Origin of the sequence: Glutamicibacter mishrai (genome assembly GCF_012221945.1) — a bacterium.
Classification (GTDB): domain Bacteria; phylum Actinomycetota; class Actinomycetes; order Actinomycetales; family Micrococcaceae; genus Glutamicibacter; species Glutamicibacter mishrai.
In genome coordinates this window covers 3,391,790-3,413,540 of record NZ_CP032549.1, presented here as the reverse complement: position 1 = coordinate 3,413,540, position 21,751 = coordinate 3,391,790, and the positions used below count along the sequence as shown (strand labels likewise).

The window sequence follows — 21,751 nt, the reverse complement described above, 5'->3', positions numbered from 1 at the left end:
CGAACTGCCTAGTTGGCATTCCTGAAGTCCATATACCGCTGATGTAGCGCCGCACCGAGTGAATCGGTCGGCGCTACATTTGCATCCCAGAGACTTGATGCCCTGCCGCATTCCAGCCAGAAGGCGTTGAACATGCCATTCTTGCCGGGGGTAATCCGGTTTTGCATGGAAGGATCAGCCACCAAGCTTCGATCGGCCCATGACAAGTAATACTCGTCAAAGGGGCCAAGCAGGCGTGTGGGAAGGTCGATCTTTGCTGATGACTCAGACACCTGGTGTGCGGCTGATCCTTGAACCACATACAGGTCTTCGCCGCGTTCATCTGTATCGACGCTGATGAGTTCTGGTTCAATGTCAGCGGCGGCCTTGCGGATGACGGTGAGGGTCTGGCCCGCATACCAGGCGGCGTCACGGAGCGTGGCTGGCCCATGCGAGCCGAGATAGCGCGAGAGCAATTCCTGGATTGGATTATCCGGAACGTGATGCTCGCTGATCCACTGTTCGACAAGCACAAAATCTTGGGCAGTCAGTTTTGCCGTCTGCGGTATCGGCCCCAGGCATATCAAGCCCTGCTGGACCAGGGCGAGCAACAGGTGCACGCCTCGTTGATTACGCGTGCCGATCCCCTGCTGCTCTAGCTGATCAAAGAGCTCGGGCCTGCTGCTCCTTCCAACCGCTGACAGGTGTGACTGGATAATCGCGGCGGACTTCTCAATTACTTCTGGATCAATCTGCAGTTCCCGATGCCTGGCAGCCATTGATCTCAAGGTTCGCTCCTTGGACGTCTGCACCAGCCATTGTGCGTCTTGCGGCAAGCAGATGTGCAGGGTTCCTCGCATGGTCCACGAGCGCACGAGCAAACCCTCGTTAAAGAGTTGATTAACCTGCTCCCGTGGCGGCATCGGATGCACGCGCTGGGCGAGCGTGTATCTCCCGGCAATGAAGTCCTGGGATTGGGTAGCCAGCAAGTGCCCCGCGGCTTCCTGCACGGTGCTAGCTGGCGCGGACAACAACTGGCTGGCCATTCGAGCCGAGAGCAATCTTTCGCGATCCACGTTTCCGCCTTCCGACACCGCCTGCTCTTCAGAGGGTAACAGCTTGGCCCGCACCTGTGCCTTCAGTTTTGCCGCGATTGCCCCGCAGCGTTGGCCGCGGCGCGGTTAACGACTTCGGGACCATGCACCAGCGCGGTTTGCGCGGGCATGGTCCCGAAGTTCAGGTGCTTAAGCCTTAGACGGTGACAGCCTCAGCCTTGACGGCTGGAACTGCTACCGGGTGGGTTCCGGCGATCGTTTCGATCACGCGGACAACCTGGCAGGAGTAGCCGAACTCATTGTCGTACCAGACGTAGACAACGGCGTTCTTGCCGGAAACGATGGTGGCCAGTCCGTCAACAATGCCGGCGCGGCGCGAGCCGACGAAGTCGGTGGAAACAACCTCTGGCGAATCGATGTAGTCGATCTGCTTGTGCAGGTTCGAGGTCAACGAGGTTTCGCGCAGGTAGGCGTTCAGTTCTTCCTTGGTGGTCTCGTTCTCAAGGTTGAGGTTCAAGATCGCCATGGAAACATCCGGGGTTGGTACGCGGATGGCATTGCCGGTTAGCTTGCCTTCGAACTCTGGCAAAGCCTTGGCGACCGCCTTGGCGGCACCGGTTTCGGTGATGACCATGTTCAAAGCCGCAGCGCGGCCGCGACGCTCTCCCTTGTGGAAGTTGTCGATGAGGTTCTGGTCGTTGGTGAACGAGTGAACGGTCTCGACGTGGCCGTGGCTGACGCCGAACTTGTCGTTCAGAGCCTTGAGCACCGGGGTGATCGCGTTGGTGGTGCATGAAGCGGCGGTCACGATCTTGTCTTCGGCGGTGATCCAGGAATCATTGATGCCGTGAACGATGTTCTTCAGGTCGCCCTTGCCCGGTGCGGTCAGCAGCACGCGGGCTACGCCCTTGGCCTGCAAGTGCTGGGAGAGGCCAGCTTCATCGCGCCAGCGGCCGGTGTTGTCAACGACGATAGCGTTGTCGATGCCGTGCTGGGTGTAATCAACGGTAGCTGGGTCGTTCGAGTAGATGACCTTGATCAAGGTGCCGTTGGCGAGGATGGTGTTGTTTTCCTCGTCGACAGTGATCGAGCCTTCGAAGCGGCCGTGCACGGAGTCGCGGCGCAACAGCGAAGCGCGCTTGACGATGTCATCATCCGAGCCCTTGCGAACCACGATGGCGCGCAGGCGCAAGCCGTAGCCGCCACGCTCGATGAGGATGCGGGCTAGCAGACGGCCAATGCGGCCGAAGCCGTAGAGGACGACGTCCTTTGGCTCTGCGTCGGTGGCACCGGCCTGGCCGACTTTTTCGCCGAGTTCGTTGCTGAGGAATGCGTTCAGGTCAACCGAGCCGGAATCCTTGAACTTCTTGTTCAAACGGCCGAGGTCAACGGACACCGATCCAACATTGAGCGCCTCGATCTCGTCGAGAATTGCTTTGGTCGCCTTCAGGCTTAGCTCTTCGCCATCAATGCGGCGCACTACGCGGTGCGCCTTGATGATGTCGATGGCGGACTGGTTGATCAGCTTGCGGCCATATACGGAGGGCACCACGTTGTTCTTGCGGTACAAGCGTCCGATCAGTGGAATCATGGCCTCGGCGAGCTCTTCGCGCCCGCTCCATTCTTGCTGGGCAACGACAGACTGCTGGGTCACAGAAAATCCTTCCAATTCAGCCGACTCGCAGATCCATAAAGTCGGTTGGCACCGTGGGAAGCACCATTGCTTTTGCGGTGGTACGAGGTCTACAGGATCATCCTCGTAAGTACTAAGTACGCTTTCCATTCTAAACGGCGCAGAAAAATTCAGAGCACGAAGAACTGTGAAACATCTCACCTGAGCGGTGGAAGGAAATGAATGGGATGGCCGATACGCCGGGTTTTGTCGCGCCGAAGCGGGACGGTCATCTATCTACGACTGTCGTTGCCGGCAGCCTCTAGCGGTCCACCCGACTGCATGGGGCGAACAGCCCTCATAACGCAGTCTGTCTGACCTTGCTCCGAGTGGGGTTTACCTAGCCATCCCGGTCACCCGTGATGCTGGTGGTCTCTTACACCACCGTTTCACCCTTACCAGGAAGCCTGGCGGTCTATTTTCTGTGGCACTAGCCTGCGGGTTACCCCGAGTGGGCGTTACCCACCACCCTGTTCTGTGGAGCCCGGACGTTCCTCGGGGCAATTACTTGCCACGCGACCGTCTGGCCATCCCATTCGTTAACCATTCTAGCCCCGCCAGTTTGCCTCACCCGACATGCACTGCGAGCCCTTCGCCACAGATTCACTCGATTCATTCTTGGCCAAATGGGCACGTCATGCGAGATTTCATCAACAACGCTTGATCGCCGACCTCGGATAAGCTGGAAGACGTGCTTATTTTGTTGCCGCCTTCCGAAGGCAAAACCGCTCACGCCGAAGGCTCCCCCTTCGACCTTGCCGACCTGTCGTTTTCGCAACTTACCGGCGAACGCCACCAGGTGATCGAAGCATTAACCGAAGTTTCCGGTCGCAAGGACGCCATGGACCTGCTGGGCGTTGGCGCTTCACTAGCCAACGAAGTGGCACGGAATATCAATCTGCACACCGAGCCAGCCGCAAAGGCCCACGACATCTACTCGGGAGTCCTCTTTGAAGCATTGGGGTATTCCTCGCTGTCGCCTAAGGAACAACAACGAGCCGATGAAAGCATTGTGGTGATTTCCGCACTGTGGGGAGCGGTGCGCTTCGGCGATCGCATTCCCCCATACCGCTTGTCGATGTCGGTGAAATTGGAACCCCTGGGCAAGCTCGCCTCGTGGTGGAAAAAACGGCTTACCCCCGTTCTTGATGAAGCGGCATCCGACCAGTTGATCGTTGACGCGCGATCAAGCACATATGCCGCCGCCTACAAGCCAAGCAATGGCAACAGTGTTGCCGTCAACGTCTTCCAGTTGCGCAATGGTGTTCCAAAAGTCGTCTCGCATTTCGCCAAGCACACCCGCGGAGAAGTGGCTCGCTTCCTCGTGCAGCAAGACATAGAACCAGCGACCCCGGATGAGTTGCTTCAACTTATTCAGACCAAGTGGGAAGCAAGTCTCATTGAAGACAAAAAAGGCCGAGCCTTAAATATCCTGCTGCCCGCAGACCATCAGTTCACGACGGCGAAATAGCTCGACTGCTCCGCATTAGTATCCGGAGCCGGCGAAAAAGAAGAAACCACCTCTTCCGATAGTGATCCAATTCACGCAGGCTTCACGTATACGTCCTTCCACTTTCCAGGAACTCAACCCTGCAAGGAACCAGCCCATGCGAAGTCGTTCTCGGCACGAGCACAAACGAATCCTGGCCACACCACTAGCACTGAGCCTGGCAATACCAGCCATCAGCGCAACAAGCGCCATGGCCACCACCCTCGAAGAAGCCGATCCCGCCACGCCTCCCGGTACATTCCGTGAAATCAATCTCGGCACCGACCGCACCACTCAAAACTTCTTCTACCGGATACCCGCCTTGGCGCATCTGGGCAACGGCGTGGTCCGGGCTGCCTGGGATGGCCGCCCCGGCAGCGCGGGTGATGCCCCAAATCCCAACAGCATCGTCCAGCGAAAGAGCAACGACAACGGAGTCACATGGGGCCCTGTCACCACCGTCGCCGCCGGCTTTACCGGAACCGCGGACCAAGGAAAATACGGCTACTCCGACCCCAGCTATGTTGTTGATGACGAAAGCGGAAAGACCTTTGCTTTCTTCGTTTATTCAAAAGACCAGGGCTTCGGCGGCAGCACGTGGGGCAAAGATGACACCAACCGGCAGGTGCTCAGCGCAGCTGTGGTCGAGTCCTCCGACGATGGAGCGACTTGGAGCAAGCCCCGCCTGATCACCGACGTCGTCAAACCCGGCGACAGCGCAGTGCCAGGCGCTGTGCGATCAACTTTCGCCACATCCGGCCAGGGAATCCAGATCACCCGAGGCCAGTACGCCGGGCGCCTCGTTCAGCAATACGCCGGCGACGTCATGCAATCCGATGGCTCCCGCGTTATCCAGGCATTTTCGGTGTATTCGGATGATCACGGCGCAACATGGCAGCGCGGTGAATTCACTGGATCAGCCATGGACGAGAACAAAGTAGTCGAACTCTCAGACGGACGACTCCTGCTCAACTCCCGCGACAACGCGGGCGGAGGCTACCGAAAGGTTGCGATTTCCAGCGATGGCGGGCACAGCTACTCTGCTGTTACCCAAGACAAGAACTTGCCTGACCCGACGAATAATGCCCACATCACGCAAATGTTCCCGGAAGCAGCCGCCAACAGCGCCCGGGCTAGAAAATTGCTGTACACCGGCGCAAATTCACAAACCTCCAGAGCAAACGTTTCAGCTCGCGTATCGTGCGACGATGGCAAGACCTGGCCTGGACTGCGGACCATCCGTCGCGGGTTCTCAGCATATTCGGTAGCCGACACCCTCGACAATGGAAAATTCGGCGTGTTCTACGAGGGCAATTACACGGACTCCATGCAGCTTGCCACCTTTGATGAATCTTGATTGAACTACGTCTGTGCACCGATGGAAGCATCAAGTTTCACGGCGGATCCGGCAACAACAATCGAACTGCCGGTCACCATTACCAATCAAGAAGCAAAGCCATTTCCGGCAGCGTCTCGGTGGGAACCTCGACCTTATTTAGCGCCGCACCACAGCAAGTTGGCAACCTCGCCGCCGGCGCCAGCACCACAATCAAGGTCCCCCTGACGATATCTTCCACCGCCTATGGCAAACAGACGCTGCAGCTGCAGTTCACTAGCAGCAACGGGAAAACGTCCCAAGCCACTGTCTCCGCCCAAATCTCCGGCAAGGAAACTACCGGCATTACCGTCAGCGGACAACGAACGAACACAAGCCGCGACTTGGCCACAAACCCCTATGCCGTCGGGGAGAAGGTCCCGTACAGTTTCCGCGTCACCAGCATCGGCAACATCGCCCAGTGGATTGTTCCCACGGAAGGGAACTTCGCGCCCTTTGCTGCCAATCCCGTGGGCGAGCCGAGCCCGACCGGAAATTGCCGATACTCGAACCTGCCCGCTGGCTCGGCCTACACCTGTGCAACCCCTCGCCATGAAGTCACCAGCCAAGATCTGGCCAACGGCTACTTCATCCCGCAGACGCATTGGACCATAGGACGGATTGGCAATAACACTGTCGTGAATCAGTACACGATTACCGGCGAAGAAGTTGACCTCGTAGATCGCCAGCCCAGTTTCACTGCTGAAGCAACCTCGCCGGCCAAGGTGGCAACAGCGGCAAACCCTTCGGAGCGGGCCGGTGACTGGATGAGCTACGAAGTAACGGTCACTAACACCGGAAACGTGAGACTCAGTGATATAGAAGGACCGGGGTTCGAATTCGATGCACTTGAACCAGGCGAATCCCGGAGCAAAACCGTTCGACGGTTGAAAACAAGCCTCGATGCTTCGGAAGTAAAGGTTCAAAGTCTCGGCAAGCTGGCGTCAGCGCGAAACGGCGAGAATTCGATTCAGTCAGAGGTGAAGGCGGCGCCTTCCCGTTGACCAGGACAGTAACCGCAGAACCGCGCGAATAAGAGAATGACCACAGACAAGAGATGAACAGCATTAGCCCTCGTGTCCCGCCTGTGGTCATTTTCTAGATTTTTGCAGGTCGCGATGCGACGAGCTCCACTTCAAAGCCCGATTGATCTTCCAAATAGGCGGCGTAGTGGTCGGGCCCGCCGGCGTGCGGATGCTTATCCGCGAACATCAAATTGAATCCATGTTTCAGTGCCTCGGCAGCTACTTCGTCAACGTCTTGAGAGCTTGGCAGGCTAAAGGCCAAATGATTCAACCCTGGTGCACGCCGATCGTGCGGTCGATGGCGGACATCGGGACCGGACTCTAAAACGATGTATAGCCGGTCATGCTGGTAGCTGATTCCATCGGCCCAATCCGACTGGACTACGTAACCCAGGCGAACGAGTAACCAGCCGAGAGATCCCCTGCTTGCTTCAAGATCATCGACCCAGATTTCCAAATGATGCAGCATTCCCTTGCCCAACTACCTAGACGCTCCAGTGACCAATAATGCTACTTCAGTGAAAGTGGCAATCTGCTAAACAATGCGGCCAACCTTTTTCTAGGTTCGAGTTACCCATCTTCATGCAGTGCGCGATGAGCGTATTCAAAGTCTTCCGCTGCCCAATCGTCGGTAAAGACTTGGCTCACCGCCCCACACTCAGGACAAAATCCTTGAAATCCTCCAGTCGCAGTACGCCCAAATTCCGGTCCTACCTCGTGCAAGTTTCCCCCATAGAAAGTTAATCGTAGATTTTCAGCTAACCACAAGGTACCGACAGTTTAAGTATCAATATTCAAACCGTTGCAGGAAAGTTATAAAAACTGTGATCTTCAACCAACTTTTCGGGACAAGCGCGTTCTCAGTTCATCAGGCACGAAGAAACCCTCCCAGGGTTACCTGGAAGGGTTTCTAGACGTTGGACATTACCAATAGAGATACAGCCATTCAATTGATCGGGACCGGCCCGTAACGATTCACACGCGGCGCATCCAGTTAAGGGGTCAAGACGAAGTCCCACGGGTCGCTGTTCACCTGAGAGATCTCAATCTCTACGGCATGCCCCAAGTCGTTGAGCACATTGCCCAAAGCTCGTGCGCCGGCCGAAAGCCATACCCACTCCGAAGCAAAGTGCGAAACGTCAATGAGATACGGGAATCCTCCATTGGCTGCCTCGCGCGCTTCACTAGCTGGGTGGTGGCGCAGGTCCGCGGTGACATATACATCTGCTTGATGCGAGCGGACAGCATCAAAAAGCGAATCTCCAGCACCGCCGCACAATGCAACCTTGCGGATAATCCCGGTACGATCTCCCGCAACTCGCACGCCACCGGCAACCGCAGGAAGCACGGTGTAAACACGTTCTGCGAAGTCTTCGAGTTTCATGGGCTTCTCAAGGAAACCCACACGCCCCAATCCTTCCTCGGGCAGGCCGTCCTTGGAATCAACTAGCGGAACGCACTCCTTGAGCCCGAAGGCGTCAGCCAGTGCGTCGTTGACTCCCCCGATGGCACTATCCGCGTTGGTATGCGCGGTTAATAATGCTGTTCCGGACTCGATGAGCCGGTGGATCGCTTCGCCTTTGAAACTCGTGCCAGCCACCTGGGTGACTCCGCGCAAAAGCAGCGGGTGGTGAGTGATCAGCAGATCGGCCCCACGCTCGATCGCATCTTCAATCACCTCCAGGGTCGGATCCACTGCCATGACGACTTTCGAAACCTGCTGGCCGGTACGTCCGGTAACTAGCCCTACGGCGTCCCAGTCCTCGGCTAAGGAATGGGGCCAAAGCTCTTCCACTGCTTCAAGGACGTTACCCAAGGTTGTTGGCGTCGGGGAGGTTGCTTCTTCCGTCGGCTTCACGTCATCTCCGGTAACGGGCTTAAGCGCAGCAGCGTCCGGGGTTGGGGTCTTCTTCCCCGGTTCTTGCGAGTTGTTTGCCTTGCTCTGCATATGCACCACCCTACGCGTTGCCAATACGGATGGAACAGAATGCAACGCCGCATCGTTATGAACTATGTGAGTATTCTCAGCCTTCAATCACCACATCAATTCAGTCCAACGCTGCAGCTTGAAGACACCGAGCTGACAACTTTCGTCTTGGCAGGAGGTTGCTTCTGGTGTCTGGATGCGGTCTACCAACGCACCCGCGGCGTTCACGCGGTGATCTCCGGATATATCGGCGGACACACCAGCAATCCCGACTATCGGCAAGTGTGCACCGGAACAACCGGCCATGCCGAGGGCGTCGCCGTCATCTTTGACCCACAGGTTGTGCCAGCCGAAGTCATCTTGGACATGTTCTTCACCGTTCATGACCCTACGACGCTCAACCGCCAGGGGTACGACGTGGGCACCCAGTATCGTTCGGCGATGTTCCCGCTCGACGACCAGCAGCGCGAACTGTTTACTGCTTCCATGGAAAAATTCGGGCCTTTATACCCTAATCCGATCGTCACCACCATAGAAGAGTCCAAAGATTTCTACCCGGCAGAGCAAATACATCAGGATTATTACTCTGCGAACCAAGATGTCGGATATTGTCGCGTGATTATTGACCCGAAACTCGCAAAGGTCAGGAAATATTACGCTCAATGGCTAAATGAAGCCTAGGTTGATGAATCGCCTACTAGGGTTGGATACGAACCTCCAAGGTGTCCGCGCCATTGAGCCGGTCATCTGCAAGTAACTCGCCGCCAGCAATCGCGGCCGCAATGAGTCACGTAAGGACTGCATAGAAGATGGGCAAGATTTACAACAACGTCACCGAAGTTATCGGCCGCACCCCGCTGGTGAAGCTGAACCGACTCGATGAGGGCCTGGCCGGCAACATCGCCGTAAAGCTGGAATTCTACAACCCAGCCAACTCCGTCAAGGACCGCATCGGTGTTGCAATCGTTGACGCTGCCGAGAAGTCCGGCGCGCTGAAGCCAGGCGGCACGATCGTCGAAGGCACCTCCGGCAACACCGGTATTGCCCTGGCCATGGTCGGCGCCGCTCGCGGTTACAAGGTCATCTTGACCATGCCGGAAACCATGTCCACCGAGCGTCGTGTCATGCTGCGCGCTTTCGGCGCCGAGATCGTGCTGACCCCGGGTGCCGATGGCATGCGCGGCGCAGTGGAGAAGGCCAAGGAAATCGTTGCAACTTCTGACAACGCCGTCTGGGCACAGCAGTTCGCCAACACCGCCAACCCGCAGATCCACTCGGACACCACCGGCCCAGAGATCTGGGACGACACCGAAGGCAAGATCGACATCCTCGTTGCAGGTATCGGTACCGGTGGCACCATCACCGGCGCAGGCCGCTTCTTGAAGGAAAAGAACCCGGAGCTGAAGATCGTCGCCGTTGAGCCGAAGGATTCCCCGATCCTCAATGGCGGCAAGCCAGGCCCACACAAGATCCAGGGCCTGGGCGCGAACTTCATCCCAGAAGTTCTTGATACCGAGCTGTACGACGAAGTCCTTGACGCCAGCATCGAAGACTCGGTCTCCACTGCACGCGCCTTGGGCGTCAAGGAAGGCATCCTCGGCGGTATCTCCGCCGGTGCAGCCGTGTGGGGCGCATTGCAGATCGCTGCTCGCGAAGAAAATGCAGGCAAGCAGATTGTTGCCATTATTCCTGACTTCGGTGAGCGCTACATCTCCACCCTGCTGTTTGATGACATCCGCGGCTAAATAAGTTTCGGCAAACTAGAATAAATCGGCGCGAGCCACCGTTGGGTCTAATAGAGACCTAAATCGGTGCAGCTCGTGCCGATTTGCTGTGTGACGTCTTACGATTCCGCCACAGCGAACCGCAACCCCTAAGGTAGTATTCATGAGTTTTTTCTCCCGGCTGCGTGAAGACCTGGCCACAGCTCGACAACATGACCCTGCGGCACGCAGCGATACCGAAAACTTTTTCGTATATTCCGGGTTGCACGCCATCTGGGCTCACCGGCTGGCCCACAAGTTGTGGCAGAACCCTTCTTCCAAGGGAGTTGCACGCTTGATTTCTCAGGCAACCCGCGCACTTACCGGAATTGAAATCCACCCAGGCGCCACCATCGGCCGTCGCTTCTTCATTGACCACGGCATGGGCATCGTCATCGGTGAAACCGCGGAAATCGGCGAAGACGTCATGCTGTATCACGGAGTGACCCTCGGTGGACGTTCCTTGGCCAAGGTCAAGCGCCACCCAACCATCGGCGACCGCGTTGTCATCGGCGCCGGCGCCAAGGTGCTGGGCCCGATAGTGATCGGTGCCGACTCGGCAATCGGTGCCAATGCCGTAGTGGTCAAGGACGCTCCTGAAGGATCCATCGTGACCGGAATCCCTGCGCAGAATCGCCCACGCAAGCCTGAAGAGCGCAAGCCGGCGGTGGACCCTGCCGAGTACATCGATCCAGCCATGTGGATCTAGTCCAAGTTCCTCAAAAACGAATGGCCGATGTTCCCTGATGGGAACATCGGCCATTCGTGTATTGAGGCGCTTTACTCGCCTAGCTGATGGGCGCTCTTGGAGCCGTCAGCCAGCTCGACGATTTCGTCTTCCTCGCTCTGCGGCTGTGTGCCTAGCTTTCCGTTGGTCAGCTTCTGCATGATCATTGCCACCGCGCCGTCACCGGTCACGTTGGTTGCGGTACCGAAGCTATCAAGTGCAATGTAGGCGGCGAACATGAGTCCAACTTCCACCTCGCCGAAGCCGAGCATCTGTGCCAGCAGACCAGCGGCCGCAGCGATAGCTCCGCCAGGAACGCCCGGAGCGGCAATCATCATGACACCGAGCATGAGGATGAAGGGGAGGTAGGAGCCGAAGTTGACATCCCCACCGGTGAGCAGAAGAACTGCGATGGAGAAGCAGGTGATCTTCACCATCGAGCCCGAGAGGTGGATGGTCGCTCCCAGAGGGATCACAAATCCGGCCACAGAATCCGACACACCATTCTTCTTTGCCGAAGCCAGCGTGACCGGAATAGTCGCCGCCGAAGACGAGGTGCCCAGAGCGGTGAAGTACGCATCACGCATGCCCCACAATGCGGTCAGCGGATTGCGCTTATTCATGGCACCGGCAATCGAGTACTGGATCAGCAGCACTACAAGGGTCAGCGCGAAGGACACAACGGCAACTAGCAGGAACTTGGTGACCACGGTGATGGCACTACCACTGGCCGAAAGGTCCAGGAAAATACCGAAGATGAACAGTGGCAGCGCCGGCACTACAACGCGGCGAATCACGAGCTCAATGATGGTTCGGAACTCAACCACGCCACGGAAAAGCACCTTGGAACGGAACGCTGTCATGCCGAGGCCAAGGATGAAGGCTAAGACTAATGCAGTCATCACATCCAGGGCTGGTGGCAGGACGATTTCAGTTGCTGAATCTCCTGCACTAGACGCAAGGGTGACAAATGGTTCGAATCCTGATCCTTCTCCTTCACCGATGGCTTCCAGCCCACCCCCGGACAGAGACGGGGTAAATACCCAGCGGCTCACAAAGTACGCAAGAAGACCTGCGAAGATGGTCGAACTGTAGGCAATGACAGCGGTGATGCCAAGCCACTTGCCTGCGCCTTTTCCAAGCTCAGCAATGGCGGGGGCAACCAGGCCAAAGATGATCAGCGGTACAACGAAGCTCAGGAAGCCCGAGAAAATCGAATTGTAGGTAAGGAACAAGCTTCCCAACCATACCGGCATGACGGGGCCCAATAAGACGCCTAGGATGATGGCGACAAGCACCCAGCCAAGCAAGGGAATAGATTTCAGCAGCTTCATGAAGGTCCTTCTGGTGGTTGGAGAACTCGGCGTTATGTCGGAATGCTACTGATGTGTCGCAGCACACGCCTCGATAATGATAATGCGATGCCAGGCAAGCCTGAAAAATTATGAAACGCTAGGGAATTCCAAGAATAGCGCCGGATTTCGAAGATTTGCCGTAAAAACTCAAACTGACCTTGGAAATATTCGAAGCCAGTGGGCTGGCTGTGACCCTGGCAGAATATTTGCATCATTATTTCGCCCACGCTGGTTTCGCAGAATTAAGCCTTCAATCCGCACGGACCGTGCATACTGATCGGCTCTGTCTCACGGCGAGCGCAGTGGCATTGACCGCAATGTCGCTCTCGCTTCGGCCCGTCAACCAGGTCACTGGTCATCGGGAGTACCCGCAGCGCTCGCCAATTAGTAGTGTTGGCACTATGAACCAGCATCCGGTCGACGCCCATGACATGATTCGAGTCCGTCAAGCGAGGGAAAATAACCTCAAAGGCATCGACGTTGATATTCCCAAACGGCGCATCACTGCATTCACCGGTGTCTCAGGGTCTGGGAAGTCTTCCTTGGTCTTCGGGACAATTGCCGCCGAGTCGCAACGCCTGATCAATGAGACATACACGTCTTTTATCCAGACGTTCATGCCGTCAATGCCGCGACCAGATGTCGAGGTTTTGGAGAATTTGTCGGCAGCGATCGTTGTTGACCAGGAGCGCATGGGGTCCAATTCCCGCTCCACGGTCGGCACAGCCACCGATGCATATTCGCTTTTGCGTGTTCTGTTCTCGCGCTATTCGGTCCCAAGCGCCGGAGGTGCCGGAGCATATTCGTTTAACCTCGGCCAGGGCGCTTGCCCGGTGTGCGAAGGGTTTGGAACCGAGGCCAGCATCGATCTGGATGAGTTGCTCGACTGGGACAAGACTCTGAATGAAGGTGCCATCAAGGCCCCGAACTTCGCACCGGGCGCGTGGCTTTGGCAAACCCTGACCGCCGGCACTGAAGTGGAACTTGATCTAAGGCTCAAGGACATGCCGCAAGAGATGCTAGACCGGTTGCTCTACGCCGAAGACGGCAAGGTCAAGCTCAATGGCGCCAATATGAGCTACTCCGGGCTGATCACCCGCATCAAGTCCAACTACATCCTCTCGGGCAGGGAAATCAAACAGGCCCACATCCGGGAATGGATCGAACGCATTTCGACCACAGCGCCGTGTGCGGCTTGTGGCGGTTCGCGGTTGAGCGAAAAAGCGCGTGCCTCGCAAATCAATTCCTTGGGCATTGCCGACATGACTTCCATGCAGGTCTCGGAACTTGTCGATGAACTGGCGAAGATCCAGATTGCAGATGCCGCTCCCCTGCTTGCGAATCTCAGTGCAGTGCTGACCTCGATGGTGGAATTGGGCTTGGGATACCTTTCGCTCGATCGCCCGTCCGGCACGCTATCTGGCGGCGAAGCCCAGCGCGTGAAGATGATCCGGCATCTGGGCAGCGCGCTATCGGATGTCACCTATGTTTTTGACGAGCCGACGGTGGGACTGCATCCTCACGATATCCAGCGGATGAATGGCCTGCTGGCTAACTTGCGGGACAAGGGCAATACCGTGCTTGTCGTGGAGCATAAGCCCGAGGTCATCAAGATCGCTGACCACGTCGTTGACCTGGGTCCGGGAGCCGGAACCCATGGTGGAACCTTGTGCTACAGCGGAGACGTATCAGGACTGCTGGACAGCGGCTCTCGTACCGGCCAGCACTTCTCCACCCGTGTTCCGTTCAAGACCGAAACCCGTTCAGCTACGGGTGCGCTGGAAATCCGGGGCGCTTCGACACATAACCTCAAAGAGGTGGATGTTGATATTCCAACTGGTGTCTTGTGCGCCGTCACTGGCGTGGCCGGTTCGGGCAAGTCCACGCTGATCCATTCCACGATTTCCAAGCGCGAGGATGTCGCTGTTGTCGACCAAAGCGCCATCCGAGGCTCGCGACGTTCCAACCCAGCGACGTATACCGGGATCATGGATCCGATCCGTGCGGCCTTCGCCAAAGCCAATTCGGTCAAGCCGGCCCTGTTCAGCGCAAATTCCGAGGGCGCGTGCCCTAACTGCAAAGGCGTCGGCTTCACCTACACGGATCTGGTCTCGATGGCTGGGGTGGCTCTTCCCTGCGAAGTCTGCGAAGGCACGCGCTTTACCGCCGAGGTATTGGACTACACCTTGGACGGTCTGAATATCAGCGAGGTGCTGGATCTGAGCATGGGGCAGGCGCTGGAACAACTGAAGATTCCAAAGGCCAAGCCCATGCTGAAGTGCTTGAACCAGGTAGGCCTCGGATACCTCAAGCTGGGACAGCGGCTGAGCACGCTCTCTGGCGGCGAGCGCCAGCGCATCAAGCTAGCGATCAACCTCGGCAAAGGCTCCGGCACCTACGTGCTCGATGAACCAACCACAGGTCTGCACATGGCCGATGTCCAGAACCTGCTGGGCTTGCTCGATGAAATGGTCAATGAAGGCAACACCGTCATTGTCATCGAGCATCATTTGGCCGTCGTCGCCCACGCCGACTGGGTGATCGACCTAGGCCCAGGCGCCGGCCACGAAGGCGGCCAGATCGTCTTTGAAGGAACTCCCGCGGCCCTGAGCTCATCTGGCACCCTGACCGGAATCCACCTGAACGATTATGTTGGAGGCAGCAATTGAGCATCACTTTACGGAAGCCGGTATCTAAGGACGCCGTAGAACTCGCCACCTTGCATGTCGAGTGCTGGAAGCAGACGTACAGCGAGCTATTGCCAGAAGGTTTCTTCACCGCCCAGCATCTTGAGCAGCGGATCAGCATGTGGCGGCGCATCCTTGATGACGCCAATCCTGGATTCCGGATTGCCGTGGCTAGCGACGAGCAGGATCGCCTGGTCGGCTTCTCCTTCTCCGCGCCATTGCCCAAGGATGCCACCGACGTCCCCGAAGGGATCGAACGCCAGCTCTACAACCTGTACGTCTTGAATGACCATCACGGCTCGGGCACGGGCCAGCAGCTGCTGGAGGCCGTACTTGGCGATGAGCCTGCGATGTTGTGGGTGACGGAAAAGAATCCCCGCGCCATCGCGTTCTACCGGCGAAATGGCTTTGCCTTTGATGGCCTGGTCGAACAAGACCCCACGGCCCCGCTGATCACTGACGCGCGCATGGTGCGATTGCCAGAAGCGGCTGGAGCCAAAGCCTAGACTCCCCTGCGATCAATCTCTGGGTTAACCGCCAGTGGGGCCAACCGGAGTATTCCGGTTGGCCCCACCAGCATTGGTTTTCGGGTGCTTGGCCCTGCTAGATGCGTACGAGCATCTTGCCGGTGTTTGCGCCGCCCATCATGTCCAGGAAGGCCTGGACGGTGTTGTCGACGCCATCAACGATGGTCTCGTCGTAGGCGATCTTGCCTTCTGCGAACCACTGTCCCATGAGCTGGGAGAATTCTTCGCCGTAGTTCAGGTAGCTGGACAGGGTGAAGCCCTGCAGCTTCAGCCCGCGGGTGATCAGATTGGCCATGTTCTGCGGGCCCGGGGTCGGCTCAGTGGTGTTGTAGCTGGCAATGGCGCCGCACAGCGCTGCGCGTCCGCCGTCATTGAAGGCAGCCAGCGCGGCTTCGAGGTGGTCTCCGCCGACATTGTCGAAGAAGACGTCGATGCCTTCAGGAGCAGCAGCTGCCAGCTGGCCGCGGACGTCGCCGTCCTTGTAGTTGAAGGCGGCGTCGTAGCCGTACTTGCTGGTGAGCAGTTCGACCTTTTCGGCACTGCCGGCGGAGCCGATAACGCGCTTGGCTCCCATGAGCTTGGCGATCTGCCCGGCGGCGGTTCCTACGGCGCCTGCTGCGCCGGAGATGAAGACGGTTTCGCCTTCAACCAGGCCGGCGATGGCCTTCAGGCCGACATATGCGGTCAGTCCGGTCATGCCGAGGATGTGCAGGCGAAGCGAGCTGGGCACGCCTGGCAGGTCAGGGATCTGCTTGAAGTTCGCTGCCGGGCCCTGCGCCAGGTCAGACCAGCCGAGCTGGTGCAGGACCAGGGTGCCTTCGGGAAGCGAGCTGTCCCGGGAAGCGATGACGCGGCCTACCGCGCCGCCGGAGATCTGTTCGCCGATCTGGAATGGCTTCACGTACGAGCGGGTGTCGTTCATTCGCCCGCGCATGTATGGGTCGACGGAAATGAATTCATTGCGTACCCGTACTTCGCCGTCGGCCAGCTCTGGGAGTTCCACGTGCTCGACACTGAAGTTTTCATCAGTAGGCCATCCGGTAGGGCGGCTTGCGAGGTGGATCTGGGTGCTGGTGGTTTCGCTCATGGTGTTGAGTACCTTTCCTGATTCGAATTTTTTCGGGTTTGAAAATCTAGAGTGCTACGCCGATGGCCAGTGCGATCACGGCGAGCAGCGGGAAGACACCTTGCTTGATGGCGGCTGATGCCTTGGATGGGCTGGAGAGGATCAGGACCAAAGCTGCCAAGAGCATTGATCCGGTTCCGGTGAAGACCAGGGTCGAGCCGATGGTTGCCTGTCCTGCGATGTGGAAGATGACGCCGACGAAGGTGGCGATGGCCAGGAACAGGTTGTAGAAGCCCTGGTTGAAGGCCATCTCTTTGGTGGCTTCGGCTTCGGCCTGGCTGGAGCCGAAGGTGGCGCGGACCTTGGGAGTGGTCCACCACAGGGATTCCATGAAGAAGATGTACATGTGAAGCAATGCAGCCAAGGTGGCCAGCACGAGTGCGGTGATGATCATGGGGAACAGCTCCTGTAAGTTCTAGCGGAACAAGTATTCTGTAACGTCCATTTCAATATATACTGTAATGGTCGTTTCCGAAAGCAGAAAGGTATGTGATGGCAAGAACACTAGCCTTTGACAGCATCACAGTCATCAAAAGTGCACGATCGCTCTTCTGGGCCAAGGGCTTTGAGGCCGCCTCGATCCCGGACCTTGAAGCAGCCACCGGCCTGAGCCGTTCGAGCATCTACAATTCCTTTGGCTCCAAGCGGGGACTCTTCGACGCGGCAGTCCAAAGCTACCTCGATGAAATCGTCCGACCGCGACTCCAACCCCTCATGGCTGAACGAGTCAGCGCCTCGGCACTTGCCGAATATCTCGACGGATTAATCACCGTCTTCAGCCAACCAGAGGCACTGCCAACTAGCAATGGGTGCCTGCTGATCAACACCGCCAGCTCACCGCTGTCCGCCGACTCGCACGTTTCCCAGCTCGTACAGGAATACCGCGAAGAACTGGAAGTCGCCTTCAGCCGAGGCATCAATGCAGCACACCCCGGACTGGAGCCGGCGGTGCAGCAGCGCTTGGCCTCGACGATCACCGGGCTGGTTGTTGCCTCCTTCGCGCTGGTCCGGATTGCCCCAGCGCAAGCCAGCACACTGCTGGAGGATGCTAAAACCCTCGTCGCCTGCGAGAGTTGACCGGCCTGCACTTCGCCTGAAACGACACTGAACCCCGTTGCCCCAGCTCATGATTGGGACAACGGGGTTCAGCTATATGACTACCCTCTGGAATATGAAGTTCTACTGGCCGCCGGGACCGGCGCCCTGTCCGCCCATGCCGCCGCCCACGCCGCCACCCATGCCGGTCTCGAACTCGCCGGCAGTCGCAGTGGCGACCTTCGTTGCATCGGTAATATTGCCGGTCCCGAGTCCGGCATCAACGTCAGCGGTTCCTCCGGTGTAGATGCTGTAGCTATCGCCATCAACAATCTCCGAGCTGGAGTACACGACATTCGCTGTAGCCTTTGAAGCCACGAAGCTTGCAACAAGTTCACCACTGGAGTCGACAATGTGGATGGCGGTTCCTGCATCAACGGTTGTCCCCAGGGATGCCTGCACGCCGGACTGCTTGGAGGTGTCGCTCAGGCCCTCTGCCATGCCGTCGCTGCCAGCGGCAAAGAGCGCGCCACCGTCAACAGTGATATCGCCATTTGAGTCCAGAGCCCCGTTGCCGCCGTTGGTCGGCCCGTTCACTACGGTAGTGCCGCCGGTTATGGAGATGTCCCCGTTGGAATCCAGCCCGTCGCCTTCCGCTGTGACGGTAACCTTGCCACCGGTGATGTTCAGGTGAGCATCCTGCGCTGCGTCCATGCCTCCGCCACCCTGCGCGCTGGTATCGGTGCTGCCAGCGGTCGCATTGGCCCCGTCATCAGTGGCGGTCACGTTGACTGTCGCCCCCGAGATGTTGATCGTTGGCGCTTCCAGCCCTTCATAGGACTTGCTGACCGTTGCAGCGCCTCCACTGAGGGTCAGCAGCTGTTCGGCCTTGATGCCGTCGTCACCGGCCGCCACGGATAGCTGGCCACCATATTGGTGCAGCCAGCCGCGATCGGTGTCGGTGTCATTGGTTGACTTGATGCCGTCGCCATCGGCAGTAATCTTGACGTCACCGCCCAATAGGGCCACATAATCCTTGCCCTTGATTCCGTCATCTGCCGCGCTGACGGTTACGTCCCCCGAAGCGAGGACCAAACCATCCTTGCTAGAGATGCCATCTTGGTAGTTGCCCTTGACGTCCAAAGAGCCTTCACCTGCGATGGTCAGGTCGGCCATCGAATAAATAGCTGCATTGGCGGCGTCATCTGCGGTATCCGCGTATGTACTCGCGTCGGATGCCGAGTTGCTCGTGCCCTTTTCCAGGTAGAGCAAGGTCTCGTTGGCCGCATCTACTTCAATCGCCGAACCGGTCGAACTGGTGATCGAAGCATTATCCAGAATGATTCGAACTACGTCTTCTTCGCCGGCCGCGACAACAATCTTGCCGTCGCTAAGCGAACCCGATAGCCGGTAGGTTCCTGCGCCACTGATCGTGACCGTGCCTTTATCAACCGAGACCTTATCCGCGTCGGTTCCCGAGGCCTTGGTGCCGTCATCAGCGAGTGAAACGCTCGTTTCGGAGTCCGCGTCCCACGTGAGATCGTCTTCGTCATAGTGAGTATCTTCCGAAATATCACTGGCCGAGGCGGTCGTGGTATCAGCGGATGCGGCGCTCCTCTCAGCAACCGTGGCGGCAGTGCTGGCACTGCTGGTTGCATCGATGACGTCGGAAACGGTGGTGCCGCTTCCAGTCGTTGCGCAGCCGGCCATCGTCAGGGCCAGGGACAAGGCGGCAACTGAACTCAGTGCCTTAGTTCGAAATGAGCGTTTCATGAGCATTCTTTCTACATATAAATTCGGAATACCAGCAATTTAATTTTGCTTCTCGGAGGGTATATAACTATCTTTCACTGCGCCCCTGTGATGACTCTGTATTCACTAAATGTCCATCTTGTGAATCTTCGAATGGCGACGATCTGTTAGATTTTTTTCGAAAAAGAAACCTCTTTTGAACCGAGAAGCTCAGCAAGAACAGCGTGATTTCCGTGAGGATTTTTGCCAGCAGCAACGGAGTGCCAATAGCCGAAAGCAGGACTAGCACCTCATAATTCAGCGCGAGCAGCACCACCGCTAACAATGCGTACCGACTCACCGTTGAGCGCAACGACAGGGAACGCCCCTCGGCGAAGACCAATTGGCGATTGATCCAGAAATTCACAGCAGCACTGCCCAGGCGAGCAAGGACTACCGCTGGCAGCAAATCGTTGAACAGAGCTGTGAAGACGAGCAGCAAGACCGTATCTACCGCAAATCCTGCCAGTGAGGAGGCGGAGAACTTCAGCAGCGGAGCATAGATCCGCATCGAATCCCGGATGGGCCGGAAATGGGAACTCTCGTTGTCGTTCAGATAGATTGTCTGAATCTTCACGCTTTCCAGCTCAACATCGTTCCTTTTTGCCTCCAGCAACATGTTCAACTCATACTCGTAGCGCTCGCCGGGAACCGTACCTAGCCAGGGTAGGATTTCGGCCGGGAACCCGCGAAGTCCGGTTTGCGTGTCATTGAGCCACGTACCGGTAGACAAAGCGAAGAGCAGCGCGGTGGCCTTGTTGCCCAGTTTGCTCCGCAGTGGGACGTTGCCGGCGAATTCGCGTTCGCCCATGACGATGCTTCTGTGTTGCCCTACTTTTCTGGCTACAGCGTAGATGTCGACAGCGGCATGTTGTCCGTCGCAGTCGGCCGTTACGACATCGTGGCCTGGGAAGTGCTCGGCTACGTAATCAAATCCTGTTTTCAGTGCTTCTCCCTTGCCTTTGTTGTCCGCGTGCTGGACAAGGACTGCCCCTTGGCGTTGAGCGTAGGAGAAGATTTCTCCAGACTCGGGTCCACTGCCGTCGTCAACCACGACGAGGATCGTTTCGTTGTTTTCAAGCTGCAGCGACTCAATGAGAATGTTGAGTTTTTCATCAGGTTCGTAGGCCGGAATCAGGATAATCATCGTGCTACCCCTGACCTGCGATGAACATGATGTCCGAGGTGCCACGCTCTTGGTTCCGGCCAAGCGGGTTGTTCACGAGCTGGCCGTTGAAGTACATCGTTGATGATCCGCCGCCATCAATGTTGTAGGCGGTTTTGCACCCGAGGTCCAACATGATCTGGGCGAGCTCAGGCATTGTCACCCCAACGCTGTATCCCTCAGAGCGCCCGTCAACCACTACGAAGACAAAGTGGTTGTCATCGATGACGCCAATGGCCGTTCGTGGCTGTTGGCCCTGGATCGAGTGGTTGCCGAAATTGGTGTCAACCTCGACCTGGTCAATGCCATCTACCTGCTTTGAGTCCTTTACGACCGCTGGCCCGAAGGACAGCGTCTGCCAGACTCCCTCAGAAACCAACGTGTCAGCATCGGTTGTGGTCTCGTCGTAAACCTTGGCGCTTCCGTCTTTATAGAAGGCCAGCCCTTCACGAGCGCCTTTGTCTCGATAGGCGACGCCGTTGCGAATGATGATGCCGGTGTCCCTGAACCCGTAGTAGTCCCCATTGATAGCGAAGATCGCAGAGTTGTTTTCGGCAATCGCGCTGGTGGTTTCAGTGATATTTTCACCAAAACTATCTTTCGCGAAAGCTGAGGCAAGAACTGTGCCTTCTTTGAGGTTCAGGTCGGCTGCAAAATAAGTGACTTGGCTCGTTCCGCTGCCGGTTACGGTTTTGGTGATGTTGATCTCGGCAAGATCCGAAGTGTAGCTGGTATCCGTAACGGTGGCCGAGCTATCCGAAGCGACGGCTGCGGTAGCCGTGGCCGCGCTGCTGACACCGGTTTGCTCAACGTGTTCAACCACGAAGCGGTCCAATGCCCAGCCTGCACCCCCGCCCGCTGACGCGAGGACGGCCAGGGAGCCGATGAGTACAGTTCGGCGTGATGGCTTTTTGGTCTTCGAAGCTTTTTCGGTGGCTCGCTGTTGGACTCGAGTGTTCTGCTGTTCAGGTGAATTCGTCATGAAAAATTTATATAGACGCTACCTGTTAGCAAATGCCGATCCAGTTAGGTGTTTTCCATGAATGATTGATC

19 protein-coding genes and 1 other RNA gene are annotated in these 21,751 nt (G+C 57.3%); 9 read left to right on the top strand and 11 right to left on the bottom strand.

Features of this window, described 5'->3' with window-relative positions; translation table 11 throughout:
* Positions 1-8: 8 nt before the first annotated feature.
* From D3791_RS15895 to rnpB, 3 genes are all read right to left on the bottom strand, one after another.
* Positions 9-1,055, bottom strand: coding sequence for a winged helix DNA-binding domain-containing protein (locus tag D3791_RS15895; protein WP_172512781.1), 1,047 nt, complete (start codon positions 1,053-1,055; stop codon positions 9-11).
* 175 nt (positions 1,056-1,230) lie between these two features.
* Complete coding sequence (locus D3791_RS15890; RefSeq protein ID WP_172512780.1) at positions 1,231-2,688, bottom strand: glyceraldehyde-3-phosphate dehydrogenase; 1,458 nt, start codon at positions 2,686-2,688, stop codon at positions 1,231-1,233.
* 198 nt (positions 2,689-2,886) lie between these two features.
* Positions 2,887-3,241: RNase P RNA component class A (gene rnpB, locus D3791_RS15885), an RNA gene on the bottom strand.
* Positions 3,242-3,397: 156 nt separating this feature from the next.
* Between rnpB and D3791_RS15880 the strand changes: the two genes are divergently transcribed.
* From D3791_RS15880 to D3791_RS15870, 3 genes are all read left to right on the top strand, one after another.
* On the top strand, positions 3,398-4,177 hold the full coding sequence (locus D3791_RS15880; RefSeq protein WP_061952223.1) for a YaaA family protein: 780 nt from the start codon (positions 3,398-3,400) through the stop codon (positions 4,175-4,177).
* A gap of 136 nt (positions 4,178-4,313) precedes the next feature.
* Complete coding sequence (locus D3791_RS15875) at positions 4,314-5,552, top strand: sialidase family protein (RefSeq protein WP_172512779.1); 1,239 nt, start codon at positions 4,314-4,316, stop codon at positions 5,550-5,552.
* Positions 5,549-6,574 (top strand): COG1361 family protein, encoded by a 1,026-nt coding sequence (locus D3791_RS15870; protein WP_172512778.1) that lies wholly within the window; start codon positions 5,549-5,551, stop codon positions 6,572-6,574. Before D3791_RS15875 ends, D3791_RS15870 begins: the two co-directional genes overlap by 4 nt.
* A gap of 94 nt (positions 6,575-6,668) precedes the next feature.
* Here the strand turns inward: D3791_RS15870 and D3791_RS15865 are convergent, their stop codons facing one another.
* Together D3791_RS15865 and D3791_RS15860 are read right to left on the bottom strand one after the other, a co-directional pair.
* Positions 6,669-7,076 carry a VOC family protein gene (locus D3791_RS15865; RefSeq protein ID WP_246242197.1) on the bottom strand — a complete coding sequence of 136 codons (408 nt, stop codon included), beginning with the start codon at positions 7,074-7,076 and terminating at the stop codon, positions 6,669-6,671.
* A gap of 513 nt (positions 7,077-7,589) precedes the next feature.
* The gene (locus D3791_RS15860) at positions 7,590-8,543 is read right to left on the bottom strand and encodes a Nif3-like dinuclear metal center hexameric protein (protein ID WP_022877078.1); all 954 of its coding nucleotides are present in this window, start codon (positions 8,541-8,543) and stop codon (positions 7,590-7,592) included.
* 132 nt (positions 8,544-8,675) lie between these two features.
* On the opposite strand from D3791_RS15860, the gene msrA reads away from it, so the two are divergent.
* The 3 genes from msrA to epsC all read left to right on the top strand — a co-directional run bounded on the left by msrA (position 8,676) and on the right by epsC (position 10,994).
* Positions 8,676-9,203: a peptide-methionine (S)-S-oxide reductase MsrA gene (msrA, locus tag D3791_RS15855; protein WP_028268905.1), complete on the top strand. Its 528-nt coding sequence runs from the start codon at positions 8,676-8,678 to the stop codon at positions 9,201-9,203.
* A 128-nt stretch (positions 9,204-9,331) separates the two neighbouring features.
* Entirely contained in the window at positions 9,332-10,267 is a 936-nt protein-coding gene (gene cysK / locus D3791_RS15850; protein WP_022877076.1) for a cysteine synthase A, read from the top strand.
* Positions 10,268-10,409: 142 nt separating this feature from the next.
* Entirely contained in the window at positions 10,410-10,994 is a 585-nt protein-coding gene (gene epsC, locus D3791_RS15845; RefSeq protein ID WP_022877075.1) for a serine O-acetyltransferase EpsC, read from the top strand.
* 71 nt (positions 10,995-11,065) lie between these two features.
* Here epsC and D3791_RS15840 read toward each other — a convergent pair whose 3' ends face one another.
* Positions 11,066-12,346 (bottom strand): dicarboxylate/amino acid:cation symporter, encoded by a 1,281-nt coding sequence (locus tag D3791_RS15840; protein ID WP_172512777.1) that lies wholly within the window; start codon positions 12,344-12,346, stop codon positions 11,066-11,068.
* Between the two features lie 422 nt (positions 12,347-12,768).
* On the opposite strand from D3791_RS15840, the gene D3791_RS15835 reads away from it, so the two are divergent.
* Both D3791_RS15835 and D3791_RS15830 read left to right on the top strand, forming a co-directional pair.
* Entirely contained in the window at positions 12,769-15,036 is a 2,268-nt protein-coding gene (locus D3791_RS15835; protein WP_172512776.1) for an ATP-binding cassette domain-containing protein, read from the top strand.
* On the top strand, positions 15,033-15,560 hold the full coding sequence (locus D3791_RS15830; RefSeq protein ID WP_172512775.1) for a GNAT family N-acetyltransferase: 528 nt from the start codon (positions 15,033-15,035) through the stop codon (positions 15,558-15,560). The genes D3791_RS15835 and D3791_RS15830 overlap by 4 nt, the downstream gene beginning before the upstream one ends.
* A gap of 97 nt (positions 15,561-15,657) precedes the next feature.
* Here D3791_RS15830 and D3791_RS15825 read toward each other — a convergent pair whose 3' ends face one another.
* A complete protein-coding gene (locus D3791_RS15825; protein ID WP_172512774.1) occupies positions 15,658-16,668 on the bottom strand; it encodes an NADP-dependent oxidoreductase in 1,011 nt (336 codons plus the stop codon).
* 46 nt (positions 16,669-16,714) lie between these two features.
* Positions 16,715-17,101: a DUF1304 domain-containing protein gene (locus D3791_RS15820; RefSeq protein ID WP_172512773.1), complete on the bottom strand. Its 387-nt coding sequence runs from the start codon at positions 17,099-17,101 to the stop codon at positions 16,715-16,717.
* Between the two features lie 98 nt (positions 17,102-17,199).
* Between D3791_RS15820 and D3791_RS15815 the strand changes: the two genes are divergently transcribed.
* A complete protein-coding gene (locus D3791_RS15815) occupies positions 17,200-17,784 on the top strand; it encodes a TetR/AcrR family transcriptional regulator (RefSeq protein ID WP_022877069.1) in 585 nt (194 codons plus the stop codon).
* Between the two features lie 102 nt (positions 17,785-17,886).
* Here the strand turns inward: D3791_RS15815 and D3791_RS15810 are convergent, their stop codons facing one another.
* The 3 genes from D3791_RS15810 to D3791_RS15800 all read right to left on the bottom strand — a co-directional run bounded on the left by D3791_RS15810 (position 17,887) and on the right by D3791_RS15800 (position 21,680).
* Positions 17,887-19,515: a carbohydrate-binding domain-containing protein gene (locus tag D3791_RS15810; protein ID WP_172512772.1), complete on the bottom strand. Its 1,629-nt coding sequence runs from the start codon at positions 19,513-19,515 to the stop codon at positions 17,887-17,889.
* Positions 19,516-19,582: 67 nt separating this feature from the next.
* A complete protein-coding gene (locus tag D3791_RS15805; RefSeq protein WP_022877067.1) occupies positions 19,583-20,680 on the bottom strand; it encodes a bifunctional glycosyltransferase family 2/GtrA family protein in 1,098 nt (365 codons plus the stop codon).
* 4 nt (positions 20,681-20,684) lie between these two features.
* The gene (locus tag D3791_RS15800; protein ID WP_172512771.1) at positions 20,685-21,680 is read right to left on the bottom strand and encodes a phosphodiester glycosidase family protein; all 996 of its coding nucleotides are present in this window, start codon (positions 21,678-21,680) and stop codon (positions 20,685-20,687) included.
* Between the last annotated feature and the right edge of the window lie 71 nt (positions 21,681-21,751).

Coding starts and splice junctions, on each gene's coding strand:
- D3791_RS15875 (WP_172512779.1), top strand. CDS start 4,314: ATGCGAAGTCGTTCTCGGCACGAGCACAAACGAATCCTGGCCACACCA.
- D3791_RS15860 (WP_022877078.1), bottom strand. CDS start 8,543: ATGCAGAGCAAGGCAAACAACTCGCAAGAACCGGGGAAGAAGACCCCA.
- cysK (WP_022877076.1), top strand. CDS start 9,332: ATGGGCAAGATTTACAACAACGTCACCGAAGTTATCGGCCGCACCCCG.
- epsC (WP_022877075.1), top strand. CDS start 10,410: ATGAGTTTTTTCTCCCGGCTGCGTGAAGACCTGGCCACAGCTCGACAA.
- D3791_RS15840 (WP_172512777.1), bottom strand. CDS start 12,346: ATGAAGCTGCTGAAATCTATTCCCTTGCTTGGCTGGGTGCTTGTCGCC.
- D3791_RS15835 (WP_172512776.1), top strand. CDS start 12,769: ATGAACCAGCATCCGGTCGACGCCCATGACATGATTCGAGTCCGTCAA.
- D3791_RS15825 (WP_172512774.1), bottom strand. CDS start 16,668: ATGAGCGAAACCACCAGCACCCAGATCCACCTCGCAAGCCGCCCTACC.
- D3791_RS15820 (WP_172512773.1), bottom strand. CDS start 17,101: ATGATCATCACCGCACTCGTGCTGGCCACCTTGGCTGCATTGCTTCAC.
- D3791_RS15815 (WP_022877069.1), top strand. CDS start 17,200: ATGGCAAGAACACTAGCCTTTGACAGCATCACAGTCATCAAAAGTGCA.
- D3791_RS15810 (WP_172512772.1), bottom strand. CDS start 19,515: ATGAAACGCTCATTTCGAACTAAGGCACTGAGTTCAGTTGCCGCCTTG.
- D3791_RS15805 (WP_022877067.1), bottom strand. CDS start 20,680: ATGATTATCCTGATTCCGGCCTACGAACCTGATGAAAAACTCAACATT.
- D3791_RS15800 (WP_172512771.1), bottom strand. CDS start 21,680: ATGACGAATTCACCTGAACAGCAGAACACTCGAGTCCAACAGCGAGCC.